General features: G+C 68.0%; 15 protein-coding genes and 5 pseudogenes. 8 read left to right on the top strand and 12 right to left on the bottom strand.

Annotated features, from left to right (window positions below; all coding sequences use genetic code 11):
• Nucleotides 1-12: 12 nt before the first annotated feature.
• Both OHA03_RS00415 and OHA03_RS00410 read right to left on the bottom strand, forming a co-directional pair.
• Nucleotides 13-1,242, bottom strand: coding sequence for a Glu/Leu/Phe/Val dehydrogenase dimerization domain-containing protein (locus OHA03_RS00415; RefSeq protein WP_266999572.1), 1,230 nt, complete (start codon nt 1,240-1,242; stop codon nt 13-15).
• Nucleotides 1,243-1,419: 177 nt separating this feature from the next.
• On the bottom strand, nt 1,420-2,004 hold the full coding sequence (locus tag OHA03_RS00410) for a carboxymuconolactone decarboxylase family protein (protein ID WP_266999571.1): 585 nt from the start codon (nt 2,002-2,004) through the stop codon (nt 1,420-1,422).
• 136 nt (nt 2,005-2,140) lie between these two features.
• Here OHA03_RS00410 and OHA03_RS00405 point away from each other — a divergent pair, with 136 nt between their 5' ends.
• Complete coding sequence (locus OHA03_RS00405) at nt 2,141-2,581, top strand: PPOX class F420-dependent oxidoreductase (RefSeq protein ID WP_266999570.1); 441 nt, start codon at nt 2,141-2,143, stop codon at nt 2,579-2,581.
• A gap of 99 nt (nt 2,582-2,680) precedes the next feature.
• A complete protein-coding gene (locus tag OHA03_RS00400; RefSeq protein WP_266999569.1) occupies nt 2,681-3,880 on the top strand; it encodes an MBL fold metallo-hydrolase in 1,200 nt (399 codons plus the stop codon).
• Nucleotides 3,881-4,134: 254 nt separating this feature from the next.
• Here the strand turns inward: OHA03_RS00400 and OHA03_RS00395 are convergent.
• The 8 genes and pseudogenes from OHA03_RS00395 to OHA03_RS00360 form a co-directional block, all read right to left on the bottom strand.
• Nucleotides 4,135-4,403 (bottom strand): annotated as a pseudogene (locus OHA03_RS00395) (transposase); the annotation flags it as partial.
• 294 nt (nt 4,404-4,697) lie between these two features.
• A complete protein-coding gene (locus OHA03_RS00390; RefSeq protein ID WP_266999568.1) occupies nt 4,698-5,789 on the bottom strand; it encodes a tetratricopeptide repeat protein in 1,092 nt (363 codons plus the stop codon).
• 53 nt (nt 5,790-5,842) lie between these two features.
• The gene (locus OHA03_RS47745; protein WP_323181317.1) at nt 5,843-6,085 is read right to left on the bottom strand and encodes a single-stranded DNA-binding protein; all 243 of its coding nucleotides are present in this window, start codon (nt 6,083-6,085) and stop codon (nt 5,843-5,845) included.
• A gap of 13 nt (nt 6,086-6,098) precedes the next feature.
• Nucleotides 6,099-6,257: pseudogene (locus tag OHA03_RS00380) on the bottom strand (ISL3 family transposase); the annotation flags it as partial.
• Nucleotides 6,258-6,280: 23 nt separating this feature from the next.
• Nucleotides 6,281-7,576: pseudogene (locus tag OHA03_RS00375) on the bottom strand (ISL3 family transposase); the annotation flags it as partial.
• 171 nt (nt 7,577-7,747) lie between these two features.
• Entirely contained in the window at nt 7,748-8,092 is a 345-nt protein-coding gene (locus OHA03_RS00370; RefSeq protein WP_266999567.1) for an alpha/beta fold hydrolase, read from the bottom strand.
• Nucleotides 8,089-8,508 carry a hypothetical protein gene (locus OHA03_RS00365; RefSeq protein WP_266999565.1) on the bottom strand — a complete coding sequence of 140 codons (420 nt, stop codon included), beginning with the start codon at nt 8,506-8,508 and terminating at the stop codon, nt 8,089-8,091. Before OHA03_RS00365 ends, OHA03_RS00370 begins: the two co-directional genes overlap by 4 nt.
• A 140-nt stretch (nt 8,509-8,648) precedes the next feature.
• Nucleotides 8,649-9,536, bottom strand: a complete 888-nt coding sequence (locus OHA03_RS00360; RefSeq protein ID WP_266999563.1) for a helix-turn-helix domain-containing protein — start codon at nt 9,534-9,536, stop codon at nt 8,649-8,651.
• 63 nt (nt 9,537-9,599) lie between these two features.
• Between OHA03_RS00360 and OHA03_RS00355 the strand changes: the two genes are divergently transcribed.
• From OHA03_RS00355 to OHA03_RS00345, 3 genes and pseudogenes are all read left to right on the top strand, one after another.
• Nucleotides 9,600-10,442, top strand: coding sequence for an SRPBCC family protein (locus OHA03_RS00355; protein WP_266999561.1), 843 nt, complete (start codon nt 9,600-9,602; stop codon nt 10,440-10,442).
• Nucleotides 10,390-10,653, top strand: a pseudogene (locus OHA03_RS00350) (XRE family transcriptional regulator); the annotation flags it as partial. The gene OHA03_RS00355 and the pseudogene OHA03_RS00350, both read left to right, overlap by 53 nt.
• A gap of 267 nt (nt 10,654-10,920) precedes the next feature.
• Nucleotides 10,921-11,592: a DUF4232 domain-containing protein gene (locus tag OHA03_RS00345; RefSeq protein WP_266999559.1), complete on the top strand. Its 672-nt coding sequence runs from the start codon at nt 10,921-10,923 to the stop codon at nt 11,590-11,592.
• A gap of 153 nt (nt 11,593-11,745) precedes the next feature.
• On the opposite strand, the pseudogene OHA03_RS00340 reads toward OHA03_RS00345, so the two are convergent.
• Nucleotides 11,746-11,880 (bottom strand): annotated as a pseudogene (locus OHA03_RS00340) (SDR family oxidoreductase); the annotation flags it as partial.
• A 1-nt stretch (nt 11,881) separates the two neighbouring features.
• Nucleotides 11,882-13,000: an endonuclease/exonuclease/phosphatase family protein gene (locus OHA03_RS00335; protein ID WP_266999557.1), complete on the bottom strand. Its 1,119-nt coding sequence runs from the start codon at nt 12,998-13,000 to the stop codon at nt 11,882-11,884.
• Between the two features lie 1,030 nt (nt 13,001-14,030).
• Here OHA03_RS00335 and ltrA point away from each other — a divergent pair.
• From ltrA to OHA03_RS00320, 3 genes are all read left to right on the top strand, one after another.
• Entirely contained in the window at nt 14,031-15,320 is a 1,290-nt protein-coding gene (ltrA, locus tag OHA03_RS00330) for a group II intron reverse transcriptase/maturase (RefSeq protein ID WP_266999555.1), read from the top strand.
• Nucleotides 15,321-15,408: 88 nt separating this feature from the next.
• Nucleotides 15,409-16,104, top strand: a complete 696-nt coding sequence (locus OHA03_RS00325) for a response regulator transcription factor (RefSeq protein ID WP_266999553.1) — start codon at nt 15,409-15,411, stop codon at nt 16,102-16,104.
• The gene (locus OHA03_RS00320; protein WP_266999551.1) at nt 16,097-17,188 is read left to right on the top strand and encodes a HAMP domain-containing sensor histidine kinase; all 1,092 of its coding nucleotides are present in this window, start codon (nt 16,097-16,099) and stop codon (nt 17,186-17,188) included. The genes OHA03_RS00325 and OHA03_RS00320 overlap by 8 nt, the downstream gene beginning before the upstream one ends.
• Nucleotides 17,189-17,195: the final 7 nt, after the last annotated feature.

Raw genomic sequence — 17,195 nt, 5'->3', positions numbered from 1 at the left:
GGCCCGGCAGGCTCACCGGTACCAGCCGAACCGCTCGGCCATCACCGGAAGCCGCTCGGCGACGAGGGCATGGGCCGCCGCCCGGGGCGTGGAGCCGTCGGCCTCGGCACGGGCCAGCATCCGGCCGATCAGCGCCCGCATCGAGCGACGGGTGTGTCCGAACGCCTCCTCCGCATCGGCGCCGATGTCGCCGAACAGCGTCCACCACCACCATGCGTTCGTACCGGAGTTGACGACCACGTCGGGCAGTACGGTGATCCCGCGCTCGGCGAGCAGTGCCTCCGCTTCCGGCAGTACCGGCATGTTTGCCGCCTCGACGATCCAACGGGCGCTGATCCGGGCCTGGTTGGTGGCGTCGACGGCGTACGAGACCGCTGCCGGTACGAGCACCTCCGCCTCCTGCGTCAGCCACGCGTCGGCGGGCAGCTCCTGGTCTCCGTCCCGCAGGGCACCGCGGTCCACCGTTCCGTACGCGTCCCGGGCCGCGAGCAGCGCCTCGACATCGAGGCCCGCCGGGTTGGCGATCGTCCCCTTGATGTCGGCGACGGCGACGACCTTCAGTCCGGCCCGGGCGAGGAACCGCGCCGTCGCCCCGCCCATGGTGCCGAGCCCCTGCACGGAGACCCTGGCCTCCGTGTACGCGACGCCCGCCCGGTCCAGCGCGGCGAGCGCCGACTCGGCTACCCCGCAGCCGCCGACCAGCTCGTCGAGCCCGATGCCGTCCACCTCGACGGCGAACGCGTCGGCGAGCCGCTGCCGCGCCGCCGTCTCGTCGTCCAGGAGCGGATAGACCGCCTGGATCGAGGAGACGAGCCCGGCCTCGGCCGCCGCCCGGTCGACGATGTCCTGGGTGAGTCCGAGATCCTCACCGGTCGTCCAGACGTTCTCTATGTACGGACGCACGGCCCGCAGGTAGCGCACGAGCACCCCGTACGCCTCCGGGGCGCGCGGGTCGCAGTCGATGCCGCCCTTGGCGCCACCGAGCGGTATGTAGCGCGCCTGTGTGTCATCGGCATCGAAGTGCAGGGCCTCCTTCATCGTCATGCCCCGGGCAAGCCCCGCCACCTCGTCGAGCGTGCAGCCCGCCCGCATCCGCAGCCCACCACTCGACACGCCGCGCACCAGCCGGTCGACGACCAGATGGCCTTGGCGTCCGGTGACGTGGTCCGTCCAGGTCAGCGAGATCAGCGGGGCGGGCAGAGCGGACGGGGACACCGTCGGCGCCGTCGTCGGTGTCGTCATCGGAGTGTCTCCTCGGTAACAGGGATCAGGGTGGGCCCCGGAGTGGTCCGGGCCAGGGCGCGGGCGAGCGCCTCCGGCTGTTCGGCGTGGCCGCCGCGGCCGGCGATTTACTGAATCGCCAGTCAGTATCCGAAGGCGGGAGCACCCCTGTCAATGTGGCCCTTGCTGAATCACTGTTCAGTGGCTGGAGTCTGCCGTGCCCTGCGCGGCGGGCCTCGGCACCTCGCACTGGTCCTTGAAGCCCTGGCTGGTCAGGCCGAGTGCGGAATTGGTGCGGGAGCGCATGTTCTCCACGGCGACCATGGTCGTCAGCTCGATCAGGGCCTTCTCGCCGAGCGCGGTCCTGAGCCGGTCCACGAGCTCGTCCCCGATCTCGGGCGGGGTGAGGCTCATCGCCTCCGCGTACTCCATGACGTCGCGCTCCAGCGGTGTGTACGCCTCGCTCTCCCGCCACACCGGCACATCGCGCAACTTGCGGGTGTCCATCCCCTGCCGGTGGTTCTCCCAGTAGCCGAAGTCCATGCACCAGCTGCAGCCGATGGTCGACGCGGACGTCATCACCGCGAGTGCCTTCAGCTGCGGGTCCAGTGCCTTCCAGCGGCCGACCGCCAACTCGAAGCGGAGCCCGGCCCACAGCACCTCGGTGTGGTGGGCGGTGGCCCGTACGGGGTTGATGACCTTCCCGTACGTACGGTTCGAATACCACGACACGGCGCGGAAGAGGAGGGTGCGGGGCGGGTCGAGCGAGATGCGGGCGGTCATGGCCGGCCTCCTTGTGCGGTGTCCACCGGTGTCGGCGGGCTGCTGTCACGGATGCGACGGGCGGCGGCCGCCGGATGTGACATGAGCGAGTGGCCGAATGCGGAATCCTGTGATGGCTACGCACGTTGGATTCGGCATGACGGGAATCGATGCACAGCAGGACGCGCTCCTTCGGCTGGTCGCCGAGGAGAGTGGCGGGGTGCTCGTGACGCTGAAGCGGGACGGCCGGCCCCAGCTGTCCAATGTCAATCACTTCTACTATCCCGCGGAGCGCATCATGCGTGTCTCGATCACCGACGACCGGGCGAAGACGCGGAACCTGCGGCGCGATCCGCGGGCGAGCTACCACGTCACCAGCGAGGACCGCTGGGCCTGGACGGTCGCGGACGGCACGGCCGAGCTGTCGCCGGTCGCCGCCGATCCGTTCGATGCGACCGTCGAGGAGCTGATCACGCTCTACCGGGACGTGCAGGGCGAGCACCCCGACTGGGACGATTACCGCAGCGCGATGGTCCGCGACCGGCGGATCGTGCTGCGGCTGCATGTCGAACACGTGTACGGGCAGTCGCGTGGCTGAGGCGGCGGGGTCCGGCCGTCATTCCGTTGGCCGCCCCGTGCTCGCGCTGTCTTACCCCCTGCTCATAATGAAACGACACCGACTCCTTCAGGAGATGTTGTGACCGGCGCTGACTCCTTGCATCCGCTCCGTACCCGGCTGCGTTCGCTGCGACCCGCCGCATTCGGCGCCGACCCGGGGGGCGCCCGCATGGAGCGCATCCGGAACTCGCCCAATTTCGCCGACGGGGTCTTCCAGAACCCGGTGGGGGCGCGGACCAGGCCGTCCGGCTCGACGCTGGAGTTCGCGAAGGTCTACTTCCGCAAGGAGGACCGGGTACGCAGGTCGCCGAACGGCGCGGTGCCCGTCCATGCGACCACCCTCGCCGACCTCGCCCGGCCGCCCGCCTCAGGGCTGCGGCTCACCTGGATGGGCCACTCGAGCGTGCTCGCCGAGATCGACGGCCGCCGAGTGCTCTTCGACCCGGTGTGGGGCGAGCGCTGTTCGCCCTTCGCGTTCGCCGGGCCCAAGCGGCTGCACCCGGTGCCGTTGCCGCTCGCGACGCTCGGCCCGCTCGACGCGATCGTGATCTCGCACGACCACTACGACCACCTCGACCTGCCGACGATCCGAGCCCTGGCGGGCACGGACACGGTCTTCGCGGTGCCGCTCGGTGTCGGCGCCCACCTGGAGCGCTGGGGCGTGTCCGCCGACCGGGTGCGCGAGCTCGACTGGAACGAGAGCACGAACATGGCCGGGATCAGCCTCACCGCGACCCCGGCCCGGCACTTCTGCGGACGCGGCCTGCGCAACCAGCAGCACACGCTCTGGGCGTCCTGGGTCGTCGCGGGCCCCGAGCACCGGATCTACCACTCCGGGGACACCGGCTACTTCCCCGGTTTCAAGGATATCGGCGCCGAGCACGGCCCGTTCGACGCGACGATGATCCAGATCGGTGCGTATTCGGAGTACTGGCCCGACATCCACATGACACCCGACGAGGGCATGCAGGCGCAGCTTGACCTGCAAGGGGGCAAGCCGCACGGTGTCATGCTGCCGATCCACTGGGGCACCTTCAATCTCGCCGTTCACCCCTGGGCGGAGCCCGGCGAGTGGACCAAGGACGCCGCTGAGGAAGCCGAGCAGCCGGCTGCGTTCCCCCAGCCGGGCGAGCCGTTCGAGCCCGCGGGAACGCTTCCCCTCGATCCCTGGTGGCGGGCCGTGGCTGCCCCGATCGCACACCCCTGGCGCCGGAACAAAGCAAGGGACGTTGCTCAGGGACAGGACAGCCGCGATCTTGATCTTGCGGGTGAGCGGTGACGGGGCAGGGATGAAGGCCTGAACACAATGACGCAGGTGTTCGCCAAGATGACGGAGGCCGAAAAGAAGCAGGCAATCCAGACCCTCGACGGTCCCCCTCGACGGGAGAGGACTACCGAAGCACGGCAGTACATCCCACTGCCCAGTTCACGAAAGCCATCCGGCATCCAAGTCGAGACGCGGATCGTCAAGTCCTGACAATGGGGCCCCACCCTTCCGGCCAAAAGGGCGGGGTGGGGCTTCCGTATTTCTAACTAGATCTTTAACCTGTGCGGCGTCGCCGCGGGGGTTGTTGACTTCTTCGTCCGTCGTTTTGCGGGGCCCGGTTTGCCGACTGTGTGCACGTCATAGCGTGGAGCGGGCCGGGTGTTCTTGCGACCGGATGGCCGGCCTGGGCCGGGCGGGAGGAACTCGGCGCTCCGGCAGGACAGGCCGCCCTCGGGCGGAGGTGCCGGAAATCGCGGCGGACTCGGGCGGGAGTGAGCTTGTCGGACGGGCTCGGTCTCTCCCACGGCCGTCGCAGGAAGCCGCACCCGACGTCCCTGCGGCGGTCACATACGAAGGGCTCACGACGTCCCGCCGAACAACGTAGGGAAGCGTGACAGTTCCGCAGGGATCCTGCCGGACAGCATGATGCAACAGACTCATTCCAACGCCGTTCGTGCTGGGTATGTGTGTTCCTTGGGCGGAACAAATAGCCTCAAAGGCAGCTGCTCTCAGCAGCGTCGGCGGCCAGTTGACTCTCCATCAACTGGTCGCGAGCGGGGAATTGCAAGGCTCTGTCGCGAGTTTGGTGAACGATGCCTTCTGATCTTGGTCAGATCTGGGCGGGGTTGCCGCAGCATTTCTTGTACTTGCGGGAAGAGCCGCACCAGCAGGAGCTGTTGCGGGGCGGTGGCCATGCCTGGGTCTGCCCCCGGGCGGCGAGGTCGGCGGCGTATTGGGCCCGGGTGTCCCCGTCCTGCGGGGAGAGGCCCTCGGCCCGAGTGAATTCCTCGAAGTCGCTCACGGTGCCCTGGGCGATGCCCAGATGTGGTTCGCCTTCCTCGGACAGGCGGCGCAGGATCTCCTCGACGCGTCGGATGTGATCGTGGTGATCAGCACCGTAGGCGTCTTGCAGCGCGGGCGACTGTGTCAGGAGCTGGGTGAATTCGGGCTCGGGCCAGAACAGTGCACAGGTCATGCGGGGCCGGGACAGTGCGGCGCGGCGTGCGGCGACTTCAGCGGTGAGTTTCTCGATCGAGGTGCGCAGGACATCCGGGTCACCGCTCTCAGCGGCCCTGAGTCGGTCTGGATCGTGCAGGTCGTCCAGGGTGCCGGGGGCGCGGAGCAGGGCCGGGCGGTGCTCGTGGAGTTCGTCGGCGAGATGGTCGAGGTCGTCGTGCGGCTGGGCGAGGCGGCGCCGGACTCGGTGGCGGCCGATGACGAGCATCTCGATGTCATAGCCGCCCGGGGCGTCCTCGACGGATTGGCGGGTGAGAGGGGTGGCCGGGCCGAGGAGATGGGTGATGCCCGCGGTGAACCAGTCCGTGGCGTCGTGGAGTTCGCCGGCGGTCTCGAACATCTCGGCGACGAAGTTCCAGGCCCCGGCATCGGTGGGGTGCTGGCGTCGTAGCTGTGTGGCCGCGTCACGGGCCTGGTCGGTCCGTCCGGCGTCCCACAGGGTGTTGATCCGGTATGCCTCGATCAGATGCGCATCCTCGCACCCGGTATCCAGCAACCGCTGGTAGAGGGCGAGGGCTCGGTCGTACTGGCCGGCATCACCCCAGCAGCCCGCCGCGTCCACAAGGATCTCTTCGCGGTCCTGGGGATACTCCAGTGCCAGCGCCTCCAGTTCCTCGGCCTGTATGACGGGAGTCCGCTCGGCGGGGGTGTGTCGTGACGGTGTGGGGCGGCGCTTGCGGGACATACGACCACACTACCGGCGGGCGCCGACTGATTGGGCCGGTGCCGACAGGCCGCTCAGAACGGGTGATGATCGCGGTCCGGCTCCGCCGGGGGCGCCGCGGACACGGGAGCCGAGGCCGGGGGTTGAGTGGTCTGGGCAGCCCGGAAGGACTTGGTGACCTGGGCTGTCGCACACGTAAGAGAGACAGCGACATCCTCGGCGTCGATCTCGACGGTGGTGCGGCGCTGGCCTTCCTTGTCGTCGAAGGTACGCTGCCGAAGCCGTCCTGTGACGATCACGCGGGTGCCGCGGGTCAGGGACTCGCTGGATTCAGGAGGCGAGCAGGACCCGTTTGCGCAGCAGATCCGGTTTCGCGCGTCCGAACATCTGCCGTTTCAGCATCTTTATCCGGTTGACGTGACCTTCCACGGGGCCGGAGTTCCAGTGCAGCGACAGGCCGGCCATGACAGCGTCCCAGTCCTTGCGCAGGCCGGTAGCGATCCCCGGAGTTCGGGAAGACTGCCGGCCTCCGCGTCCGTGGTCCACTGCTCGAGCTCGTCCTTGCCGCGAAGGTTGACGAGCATCACGGCGAACCGCGCGACGAACTCGCTGGCCGCGTCCAAGTCCGGGCACCGGTCGCGGAGTTCCTTGAGTGCAACGCGATCAACCTCGGGCCGGTTGTCGGGATGGGTGAGGATCCAGCCGGTTACCTCGCGGGCCTTCGGGACGGGCGGGTGAGAGGTTGGCTTGGCCCGGTCGCGCAGCCGGTGCACGAAGCGCCTCACCGTCCGCTCGCTGATGGTGAGCCCGCGTTCGGCGAGTTCTTGGTGCAGGACGTTGGCGCTGGTGCACCCCTCGTTGAACCGGGCGGTCAGGTAGGCGGCATGGCCGTCCAGGCTGGTCTGGCGGCCGCCGGTGGGCCCCGTGCCGATCAGCTCGTCAGCCGTGGCGGCCCGCATGAACTTCCGCACCGTCTTGGGGTCCAAATGGAGTTCGGCCATGATGCCGCTGTGGCTGACGCCCTTGTCCATCAGCGCGTGCACGGCGGCGTGCCGCTCGCGGGTGCGCCGGGCCTGCCGCCCCTCGGGCAGCACCACTTTCTCCTTCTCCGGGGCAGGCGGGGCCCACTGGGAACGGAGGCGGGCGACCAGCCGTTCAGCTGCCTCGCCGAGGTTCTTCCACAAGTGAAATCTGTCCGCGACCTGCGTGGCGGCGCCGGCACCGCGATCCGCTCCGTCGGCGTAACAGCGGGCACGGTCAGGGCAGATCACCTCGATCCCCGGGTGGGCGGTGAGCCAGTCGGCCAGGGCATCGGCGGAGGGTTGGGGCAGCAGGTCGAGCGGGCGCCGAGTCTCCATGTCGATCAGGATCGTGCCGTAATTGTGGCCCCGCCTGAGCGCGAAATCGTCGACGCCCAGGGCCCGTACCCGTCCGATCTCCGGATCGGGAAGGCCACGGATGAGCCGCAGCAACGCGTCCTTCCCGATACCGATTGCCTGCACTTCCGTGAGCCGGGCGCCGGCGCGGCCACCGAGCGCCAGGGCGATGGCCGCGCGGATCGTGCGTAACAGTACGGTGCAACGGCCGTGACGGAACGTCAGGCCGTCGATCTGCTCGGCGAACGTCCTCTTCCCGCAGTCGGCGTTGTCACAGAAGAACCGACGGACCCGCAGGTGAAGTACCGTCTGCTGGTTCGCGATCGCGGTGTCGGAGATCCTGCGCTCATACCGGCTGTGCACCCGCACCGACTCCGTGCCGCAGCCTGGACACACCGCCGAGGACTCCCGACCGCGCGCCTGGATCCCCACCGCACGGCCAAAGACTCGGACGAACTCGACATGCAGGCGCGAGAAGTGCGGGAACAGGGCAGCAAGTAGGTCATCAACAGACACACGGAATGATCACGAGCCGCCAGGGTCCCCGTCCCGGATTTCACCAAACTCGCGACAGAGCCAATTGCAACTGGCCACTGACACTGGTCATCGCCCGTGAAGCGGTGGTGGAGGTGCTGGCACCACGTCGCTCTTGCCGAGACCGGCCCGGTCGTATGTGATGACGGTGGCGCCGGTGTCCGCGTGGAGCTTGGGGACGAGGTCCTTCCATTGTGAGGAGTCCTCTCCGCCGCCCGAGTCCAGGACGATCGTGCGGTCGTTGCCTTGTGCGACATGGAAGGCCAGACGGTGACCGTCATTGGTGATCATGTGCAGCTTCGATGCGGCCGGCTGGCCGGCTCCCGGCGAGGCGGACGACGTGGCCGAGGACGAGGCAGCGTGTTCGGGGGCGGAGTTGTTGTCGCCGCAGGCGGTGACGGCGCCGGCAGTCAAGGCCAGCAGGGCGAGGGCCGACAGAACACGGTACGTGGACCGGCGCTGCCGTCGTCCGCACGGACGATGCCAACGGTCAACGGGAAGCCCAGCGCCGGGGTGTGCACGCTGCCGTCGGCGGGCAGCGGCAGGGTGGCCAGGACCCGGATGGTGCCGGTGGGGGAGATCAGGGCCACCTGGCGGGCCGCGGCGAAGGTGACGTAGGCACCCCCGCCGGGGGCGGGCGCGATGTTCTCCGGCGTCTGGCGCTTGGCCAGGTCGAAGTGCTGGATGATCCGGGCGTTGCTCAGCGGGTCGGAGACAGCCGACGCCGGGGCCGGGCTGATCGTCGCGATCACCGCCGCGGACAGGGCGGCAGCCACAGCGGTGGTCCTGGATAGCTTCTTGAACATGATGCCTTCACTGTTTTCGGGCATGCGGCAGCGATACGCCGACGCGCGGGTCGGGTGGATGGCTCTGATCCGGGGCGCGGTGCGCCGAGGGCCGTTTCGGGCACGGCAGGTTGTCGGCCGTGCCCGCGTCCTTGGGGGTGTGGCGAGCCCGGTGGCGTGCCGGGTCAGCCGACGGCGGCCGGGGCCACGGGGCGCGCTGGATGGGCCTGGGAGACGGCCTGGTCGAGCAGGGCCAGCGCAGTCCGCGCGGGGGAACCGGCCTCGGTGGTGACGACCACGATGTTCTGGCCGGGCCCCTGGCTCCAGGTCTGCTGGGTGACGGTCAGCGGGCCGACCAGCGGGTGCCGCATCTCGTAGCCGGCGACGGCGCATGGCCTGACCCGGTGGTCGGCCCACATCGCGCCGAACTCCGGGCTCTTGGAGCTCAGTTCACCCACCAGCGCGTGCAGGGCGGCGTCGTCCGGGTACTGGCCCGCCACCAGGCGCAGATTCCCCACCACGGCCCTGGCTTTGCTCGGCCAGTCCGCGTACAGGTCGCGGGTGTGGGCATCGAGGAACACCAGTCGCGCCATGTTGGGACGCGTGGCCGGGCGGTCGGTGGCACCGGGGTCCAGTTGTGCGGCGAACAGTGCGTGGCCCAGCCGGTTCCACGCCAGGACGTCGCTGCGGCGGCCCAGTACGATCGCCGGAACGTCTGCCAGCGCCTCCAGCAGTTGGCCGGTCGCCGCCGTCACGCGCTCCGGCGCGGGCCGCCGGGCCCGGCCGGTGGCCTTGGTCGACCGCGCCAGGTTGTGCAGGTGCAGGCGCTCGTCCTCGTTCAGCCGCAGCGCCCGGGCGATTGCGTCCAGCACCTCCGCGGAAGCGTTCAGCGACTGCCCCTGTTCCAGCCGGGTGTAGTAGGAGACGCTCACGCCCGCCAGCAGCGCCAGCTCCTCGCGCCGCAGGCCCGGTACCCGCCGACGCTCCCCGTAGGTGGGTACGCCGAGATCCTCCGGACGCATTTGGGCGTGCCGTGTCTGTAAGAAGTCCCCGAGCTGCACATTGGCCTTCATGGATCTGAGTATGGGCTGAGCCGCGCCCTGCAGCCTGCCCCTGGCGGGGATAGGCACCAACGGGTGTGGCTGCCCGGCGGAACCGGTGATGGCCTGGGCGTCGTCGAACCGGCACCGCACACCCAGGAGGACGCCTTGAGCGCCAGCACGAGCGACCACGACCCCATCGGGGCTCTGGACCCGTCAGCCTTCACCTTCAGCCGACGCGCATGGGTCGACGCCACACCAGCCGGCGTATACGACCTGGTCAGTGATGTCTCCGCGATCGCCCGTTGGAGTCCCGACGCGACCGAGGTGACGTACGACGAGGGTGCCGGACCACAGGTCGGCGCCTGGTTCAGCGGCCGCAATCAGCGGGACGGCCGACAGTGGAGCAGCCGCTCCCAGGTCGTACGGGCCGAACCCGGCTCCTCCTTCGCCTTCGTGGTCGACGGCGCCGAGGGCGGCATCGTCCGCTGGACCTGGACCCTGCACCCGTGCGGGCGCGGCACCGTCGTCGAGCAGTCCTGGCAACTCCTGTGCTTTGACCCGGTGTTGGGCTCCACCCGGGCGGACCTTGAGGCACTGCGCGACTACATGGCGGACAGCGTTGAAACCACGCTGGTTCCGCTCGCCCGGTGGATCACCGCACCACCCTGGGCCGCAGTCAACGATGTGCCCTGGCAGGCGATCGCTTCACGCCAAGCGATGCTCGTCCGCACAGGCGTCCGCCACCTGCAACGCTGGAAGTGCAGCCGCTGGAGCGAACGCCGCTGTCCGGTCACCAACAGCGATTACAGCGCCTGCGGCCGCCTCCACGTCCCATGGGACCTGCCCGCGCTCTGCATTCCCGAAAAGCGCCACACGGAAATCGATCGACACCCGAGCCCGGCTCGGCTTCGTCACGCCAATCGGGTCGACGGATGAGGACCGGGTCCGGCACCTGATCGTCGCCCTGCCGCCGCGTCACGCCGCCCGCCTCCTCGAGGCGCAGGAACAGGGCGCCAGCGACGACCGCCTGAGGGAGATCGCCGCCGAAGCCCTCAAGGAGACCTACGTCCAGGACTGCGGCCGCCGCGCCGGCTCCCTGGAGGAGGTCCACTTCACGGACATCGAGCACCTGGAGTTCGACCTGTAGAGGCCGTCCTGGTGGAGCGCCCGGAGGCGGAAGCAGTGAGCCGAAGCGCGATAGTTGTCACCAAGGCAGGCGTGTTGTCACCAGGACCACCGAACGGGCGCACTGGACTGACCCCGGTTCTTCCACTTCGTGATCATGTCACCGGTCTGCGACAGAGATGTCCTGGAACGAAGACGCCGGGATCTTCTCGGCTCACAGCCCCCTCATAGTGATCAAGCAAGCACCAAGAAGCCGAACCCGCTTCGGCCTCAACCACTGGGGGATTTCATGTCCGGCAGCCGTCGCAAGGCCTTTCTCGTCTCCGCAGTCCTCGTCGGCGGCGCCATGCTGATGACGGCGTGCCAGGACTCGGACGCGGCCACGGACACCGGGGCCGCGCAGGGTTCTTCGTCCGCCACTCCGGCCGGCAGTGCGGTCACCCCGTCCGGCTCGTCGGCCGCGGGCAGTAACCAGGGCACCGGCAAGGGATCCGACGCGACGGGCAAGGGATCCGCGGACGGTGGCGGCGCCGACACCGCCAACGGCGAGCGGGAGCCGGTCGGGCAGAGCTGCGGCGCCAACGATATTTCCTGGAGCACCAGGTCCGAGACCCAGGCCGGCGGATACATTCTGATCATCGCGAAGGCGAAGTCGGGGATCACCTGCTACCTGCCCGCTGCGCTTCCGACCGTGGCTTTCGGCTCTGACGGCACCGAGGCGGGTCCCGCGGAGCAGACCGCCGGCAAGCAGATCAAGCTGAGCGGGAGCACCACCGCCTACGCCGGCGTGAACCCGAAGACCACCAACGGAAACGGTGGCAAGGAACTGGACAGCATCATCGTCGCCATCGGTGACGACGACCCCAACCCGGTTTCCCTGCCGGTCGGCACCATCACTGTCGATCACCCGATCGTCACCAACTGGCACACCGCCGCGAAGGACGCCGTTCCTTTCAGCTGAACGGACCCGCAGCTCGTGATCCATGCTGGTGACGCGCAGCGTGCCGACCTGGTGACAACATCCTGCTTTGCCTGATCGAAGCCGCAGGTCAATGGACGCCAATGGTGACAACTGGCGCGCTTCGGCTCAAGCAGCGTAGGCAAGAAGTGCTGATCAGCTGGCGAAGCCGCCGTTGCTCTTCAGCAGTTGACCGTTGATCCACTGGCCTTGCGGTGAGCAGAGGAAGTCCACGAGGTGAGCGGTGTCCTGCGGGCTGCCCAGGCGGGCAATCGGAGCCTGTAGGCGGTGTTCACCAGCTGATTCCGGCGGCCACCGGCAGGTGGTCGCTGCCGGTGGGCGGCAGCACCCGCGAGCTCTCCGGTTCCACGCCGCGGACCAGGATCTGGTCGATCCGCGCCACCGGGAACTTCGCCGGCCAGGTGAAGCCGAAGCCGTCCCCGGCCGCGTCCGGGGCCGAGTGCAGCTGCGAGGTGATGTCGGCGAACGCGCGGTCGTCCATGGTGCCGTTCAGGTCGCCGAGCAGCACCACCCGCTTGTTCTGTTCGGCGGCGATGGCCTTGCCGAGCGCCCGCTCGCCGGCGTCCCGCTGGCTCGTCGAAAAGCCCCCCTTGGGATTCACGCGTACGGACCCCAGGTGGGCCACGTACACCGCGAGCGGCCCCTGGTCCGTGGCCACCGTGGCGCGCAGCGCCCGGGGCGTGGCCTTCTTCTCCTCGGCCGACAGGTGCTCCGCCAGCGGCCCGACCATGCCCTGCATCGCGACGTCGACCGTCCGGATGTCCGACAGCGGCAGCTTGCTCCACAGCCCGACCGTGCCCTGCACCGTGTGGTGCGGGTACGCCTTCGCCAGTTCCTTCTCGTACGTGCCCTGGGCCTGGTCGGTGATCTCCTCGAGGGCCAGCACGTCCGCCCCGGAGGCGGAAAGTTCGCGGGCGGTGCCGGCCGGTTCGGGGTTGTCGGCGCCGACGTTGTGGCTGGCCACGGTGAGGTCGCCGCCCGGGTGGGACTTGTCGCTGAGCAGCCCGCCGAAAAGGTTCAGCCACACCACGACCGGCAGCAGCAGCGCGACCACTGCGGAGGCGGAGCGGCGCCACAGCGCCCCGGCAAGGAGTACCGGGATGAACAGGCCGAACCACGGCAGGAAGGTCTCCACCAGGCTGCCGAGGCCCCCGATCCGGTTCGGGATCTTCGCGTGCAGCAGCATGAACAGGCCCAGCAGCAGCGCCAGCGCCGCGAGCACCAGGCCGCGCTTCCACGGCCCCGGCCGGGAACCGTTACGGATCGCCCGGCGGATGCCCGCGCGCCAAGTTCCGGCGGTGCCGGCGGCCGGGGCACCGGCTCTGGTACCTGGCGCGCGGGTATCCGCCGGGCCGCCCTGTCCGGTCTCCGCCGTGTCCATCTGCGTCATCGTCTGTCCTCGCTCACTGCCGCTCACTGCTGAGCTGCCGGTCACTGCTGCATCCTCGGGTCCTGGGTGGGGTTGGCATACATGCGCGGGCAGCCACGGTCGATCGCATCGGTGCGCAGTTCCGTAGTGCCGGGGTTCGTTCCGTAGATCTGGCACGGCCCGTACTCGGCACCGCGCTGAGACAGCCACGCCGTCGCGACAGAGCGCCCGAGGTCGACGGCCTCCCCCGACACGTGAGGAGACGTCGTCGCGGTGGCCGGCGGAGGGCCTTGAGCAGATCCGGATCGACGCCGGCCACAGCCGGAATCGCGTCATCGAACAATCAGCCAGCGAACCCGGCGGGTCGTTGTTCGTGCTGAGGGTGGGGGTTCGAGACATGCCACCAGTGAAAGCAACGCGGTGTTGCCAGCACGTATGCGAATTTCGATACGCCGACGATAGTGCGCCACGAACACAACGGGAGGTTTCGGTGTAGACGAAAGCTTCCGACGTGATGCTGCACTGGTGATGGAGGCAGGCCCTCCGAGACCGCCCACGCAGGGGGAGGTCTCAAACCGCCGCAGGTTGCTCCGGTGAATGAGCCGGGGTGATGAGCACTGCGGAAAAGGCGCACGAGATGCGTCAGGTGTGAGCCGAGAAGGCGAACGCGAGTGAACCACTGATGAAGTGTCGAAAGCGTATGAACGGTTACCGAAACCGGGGTCCAGTTGTTGCCCCGGGATGAATCTGGCGGGTTCCTGTACTCCTGGCCAGGTGGTGCCCGGCATAAAGGTGGCGCGAGCTCGGTTCAGGCGCTGGTGTGGAACGTGGGAACCCCTCGCCACGATGCTGTCACCGGTCAGGTTGAGGCCGGTAGGCGACAAGGGAGAACCCCAAGCAGCTGAAACTGTGAGGGGCGGAGTACCGATGCGTGGCAGGGGGACGGATCGCCTCGTAGTAGTGATGAAGCCTCTGTAATGGAGGTGGAGCGAAGGGGGCGAGTTGTCCAGATCTTGTTTGGTGGTCAACCGGAGTGCCCGGGAGGAGCCAGGTGAACGGATCAAGGCCGCAGGCCGAGGTCAAGTCGTTTTACATCTCAAAGTTGATGGTGTGGGAGGCATTTCAGCGAGTCAAGGCCAACAAGGGTGCGCCCGGAGCGGACGGTGTGACGATCGAGCAGTACGAGCAGAACCTTTCGAAGAATCTGTTCAAGCTGTGGAATCGGATGTCGTCCGGTTCGTATTTCCCTCCCGCGGTGAAGGCCGTGGAGATCCCCAAGGCAGGTGGGAAAGGTATCCGCGTGCTCGGGGTGCCCACTGTGGACGACCGGATTGCCCAGACGGTGGCCGCGATGTACCTGGAGCGTCGGGTGGAGCCTGTGTTCCATCCGGACTCCTATGGCTACCGGCCCAGGCGGTCGGCGTTGGACGCCGTGGAGCAGTGCCGAAAGCGCTGTTGGCGGAGTGACTGGGTGGTCGATCTCGACATCCGGGCGTTCTTCGACAGCGTGGACCATGAGCTGATGCTCAGGGCGGTCGAGCGGCATATCGACGAGGACGGGAAATGGGTCCTGCTCTACGTCAAGCGGTGGCTGGTCGCGCCGTTGGCGAAGGCGGACGGATCGGTGCAGCAACGGGATCGCGGGACTCCCCAGGGATCGGCGGTTTCCCCTGTACTGGCGAATCTGTATCTCCACTACGCGTTCGATGTGTGGTTGGCTCGGGAGTTCCCGAAAGTCACCTTCGAACGGTACTGCGATGATGCGGTGATTCACTGCGGCAGCGAGGGGCAGGCCCGCCGTGTGCGGGACGCTCTCGAGCAGCGATTGGCGCAGGTCGGTCTGGAGTTGCATCCGGACAAGACTCGCATCGTCTATTGCAAGGACGCTGACCGGCGGGGCTCGTATGAGCACACGGCGTTCACGTTCCTTGGATACACGTTCCGGCCCAGGCTGGCCAAGAACCGGTATGGGAAGCACTTTGTGAGCTTCCTGCCGACGGTCAGTAAGGAGGCGATCAAGGCGATGGGCAAGGTGATGCGTTCCTGGCACATCGCCCAACGCAGTGACAAGTCGCTGATGGATCTTGCGCGGATGTTCAACAGCATCGTGCAGGGGTGGATCAACTATTACGGGCAATTCTACAAGTCTATGTTGTATCCCCTCCTCCGGCGTATCAACAGAATGTTGGTGGGCTGGGCTTGCCAGAAGTACAAACGACTGCGCCGCCGGGAGAAACGCGCGGGAGAACTATTGGCGGGCGCAGCCCGCCGGTATCCCAATATGTTCGCCCACTGGCGGTTCGGCCTCAAGCCTGATGGCTGGGCAATGGGAGCCGTGTGAGCTGAGAGGCTCCCGCACGGTTCTGCGAGCGGCGGCGGGTGAGATTCCCGCCGCCGACTCTCCTGTGCCGGCTCGTAGCCTTAAGGGCATGCGTGTGTTGATCGTCGAGGACGAGCCCTATATGGCACAAGCCATCCGAGATGGCCTGCGCCTGGAAGCGATCGCGGCTGACATCGCAGGTGACGGTGACACCGCTTTGGAACTGCTGAGCGTCAACGCCTACGACGTCGCCGTCCTCGACCGCGATGTGCCCGGACCGTCCGGTGACGAGATCGCCAAACGCATCGTCGCCTCCGGCAGCGGCATGCCGATCCTCATGCTGACCGCTGCCGACCGGCTCGACGACAAGGTCTCCGGGTTCGAGCTCGGCGCCGACGACTACCTCACCAAACCGTTCGAGCTTCGAGAGCTCGTCATGCGGCTCAGGGCGCTCGACCGCAGGCGCGCCCACAACAGACCACCCGTGCGAGAGATCGTAGGCCTGCGTCTGGATCCGTTCCGACGCGAGGTCTATCGCGACGGCCGCTACATCGCCCTCACCCGGAAACAGTTCGCCGTGCTCGAAGTCCTCGTTGCTGCCGAAGGCGGTGTCGTCAGCGCCGAAGAGCTGCTGGAACGGGCGTGGGATGAGAACGCCGACCCGTTCACCAACGCCGTGCGCATCACCGTCTCGGCGCTGCGCAAGCGTCTCGGCGAACCCTGGATCATCGCCACCGTGGCCGGCGTCGGCTACCGCATCGACACGCAATCAGAGGCGGGACACGAGGGAGGCGAGCGTGGATAGGGCACCTGGGTTGAGCGTTCGCCTCAAACTCACCCTCAGCTACGCCGGATTCCTCATGATTGCGGGCGCCTTGCTGCTCGCTACCGTGTGGGTGTTTCTCCTGCGCGACGTGGCCGTCGTTTCGAGCCGCCCCGGTGAATTCGTGCCTATCCGCTCCATCATTCTGCAGTCCTACGCCCCGGCGACAGCCGCAGTGCTGGCATTCCTGCTGGTCTTCGGCCTCGTGGGAGGGTGGATCCTGGCCGGTCGCATGCTCGCCCCCCTGACCCACATCACCCACGCCACCCGCCTGGCCACGAACGGATCACTCTCCCACCGGATCCGGCTACCGGGCCGCGAAGACGAGTTCCGTGAACTCGCCGACGCCTTCGACGGCATGCTCGCGCGGCTCGAAGCACACGTCGCCGAACAGCGGAGATTCGCAGCCAACGCCTCTCACGAACTGCGCACCCCCCTGGCGATCTCGAAGACCCTTCTCGACGTGGCCCGCACCGATCCGAACCATGACACCGGCGAACTCATCGACCACCTCCACGCCGTCAACACCCGAGCCATCGACCTCACCGAGGCACTGCTCCTGCTCAGCCGCGCCGACCAGCGGTCCTTCACCCGAGAACCTGTCGACCTGTCCCTCCTGGCGGAGGAAGCCACCGAAACACTCCTCCCCCTCGCGGAAAAGCGTGGCGTGACCATCGAGACCTCCGGCGACATCACCCCGACGAGCGGATCGCAAGCGCTCCTGCAGCAGCTGACTACGAACCTCGTGCACAACGCGATCGTCCACAACCTGCCCGAACGGGGCACCGTGTGGGTCCACACCGGCGTCCGCGGCAAGACTGTGGTGCTCACTGTCGAAAACACCGGCGAGAAGCTCACCCCCCAGCTGGTCTCTACCCTCACCGAACCCTTCCAGCGCGGTACCGAGCGCATCCACACCGACCACGCAGGCGTCGGCCTCGGCCTGGCCATCGTCAAAACCATCACCCATGCACACGACGGAACACTCACCCTCACCCCGCGCTCTGCCGGCGGGATCCGCATCACGGTGGAACTACCCGCGATATCCCCGCACACCGACAGGTGAAGAATCA

Source organism: Streptomyces sp. NBC_00154 (assembly GCF_026342835.1).
Lineage (GTDB): Bacteria > Actinomycetota > Actinomycetes > Streptomycetales > Streptomycetaceae > Streptomyces.
Note: the sequence above shows the minus strand (reverse complement) of the source record. Positions and strands in the feature narration are given on the sequence as shown.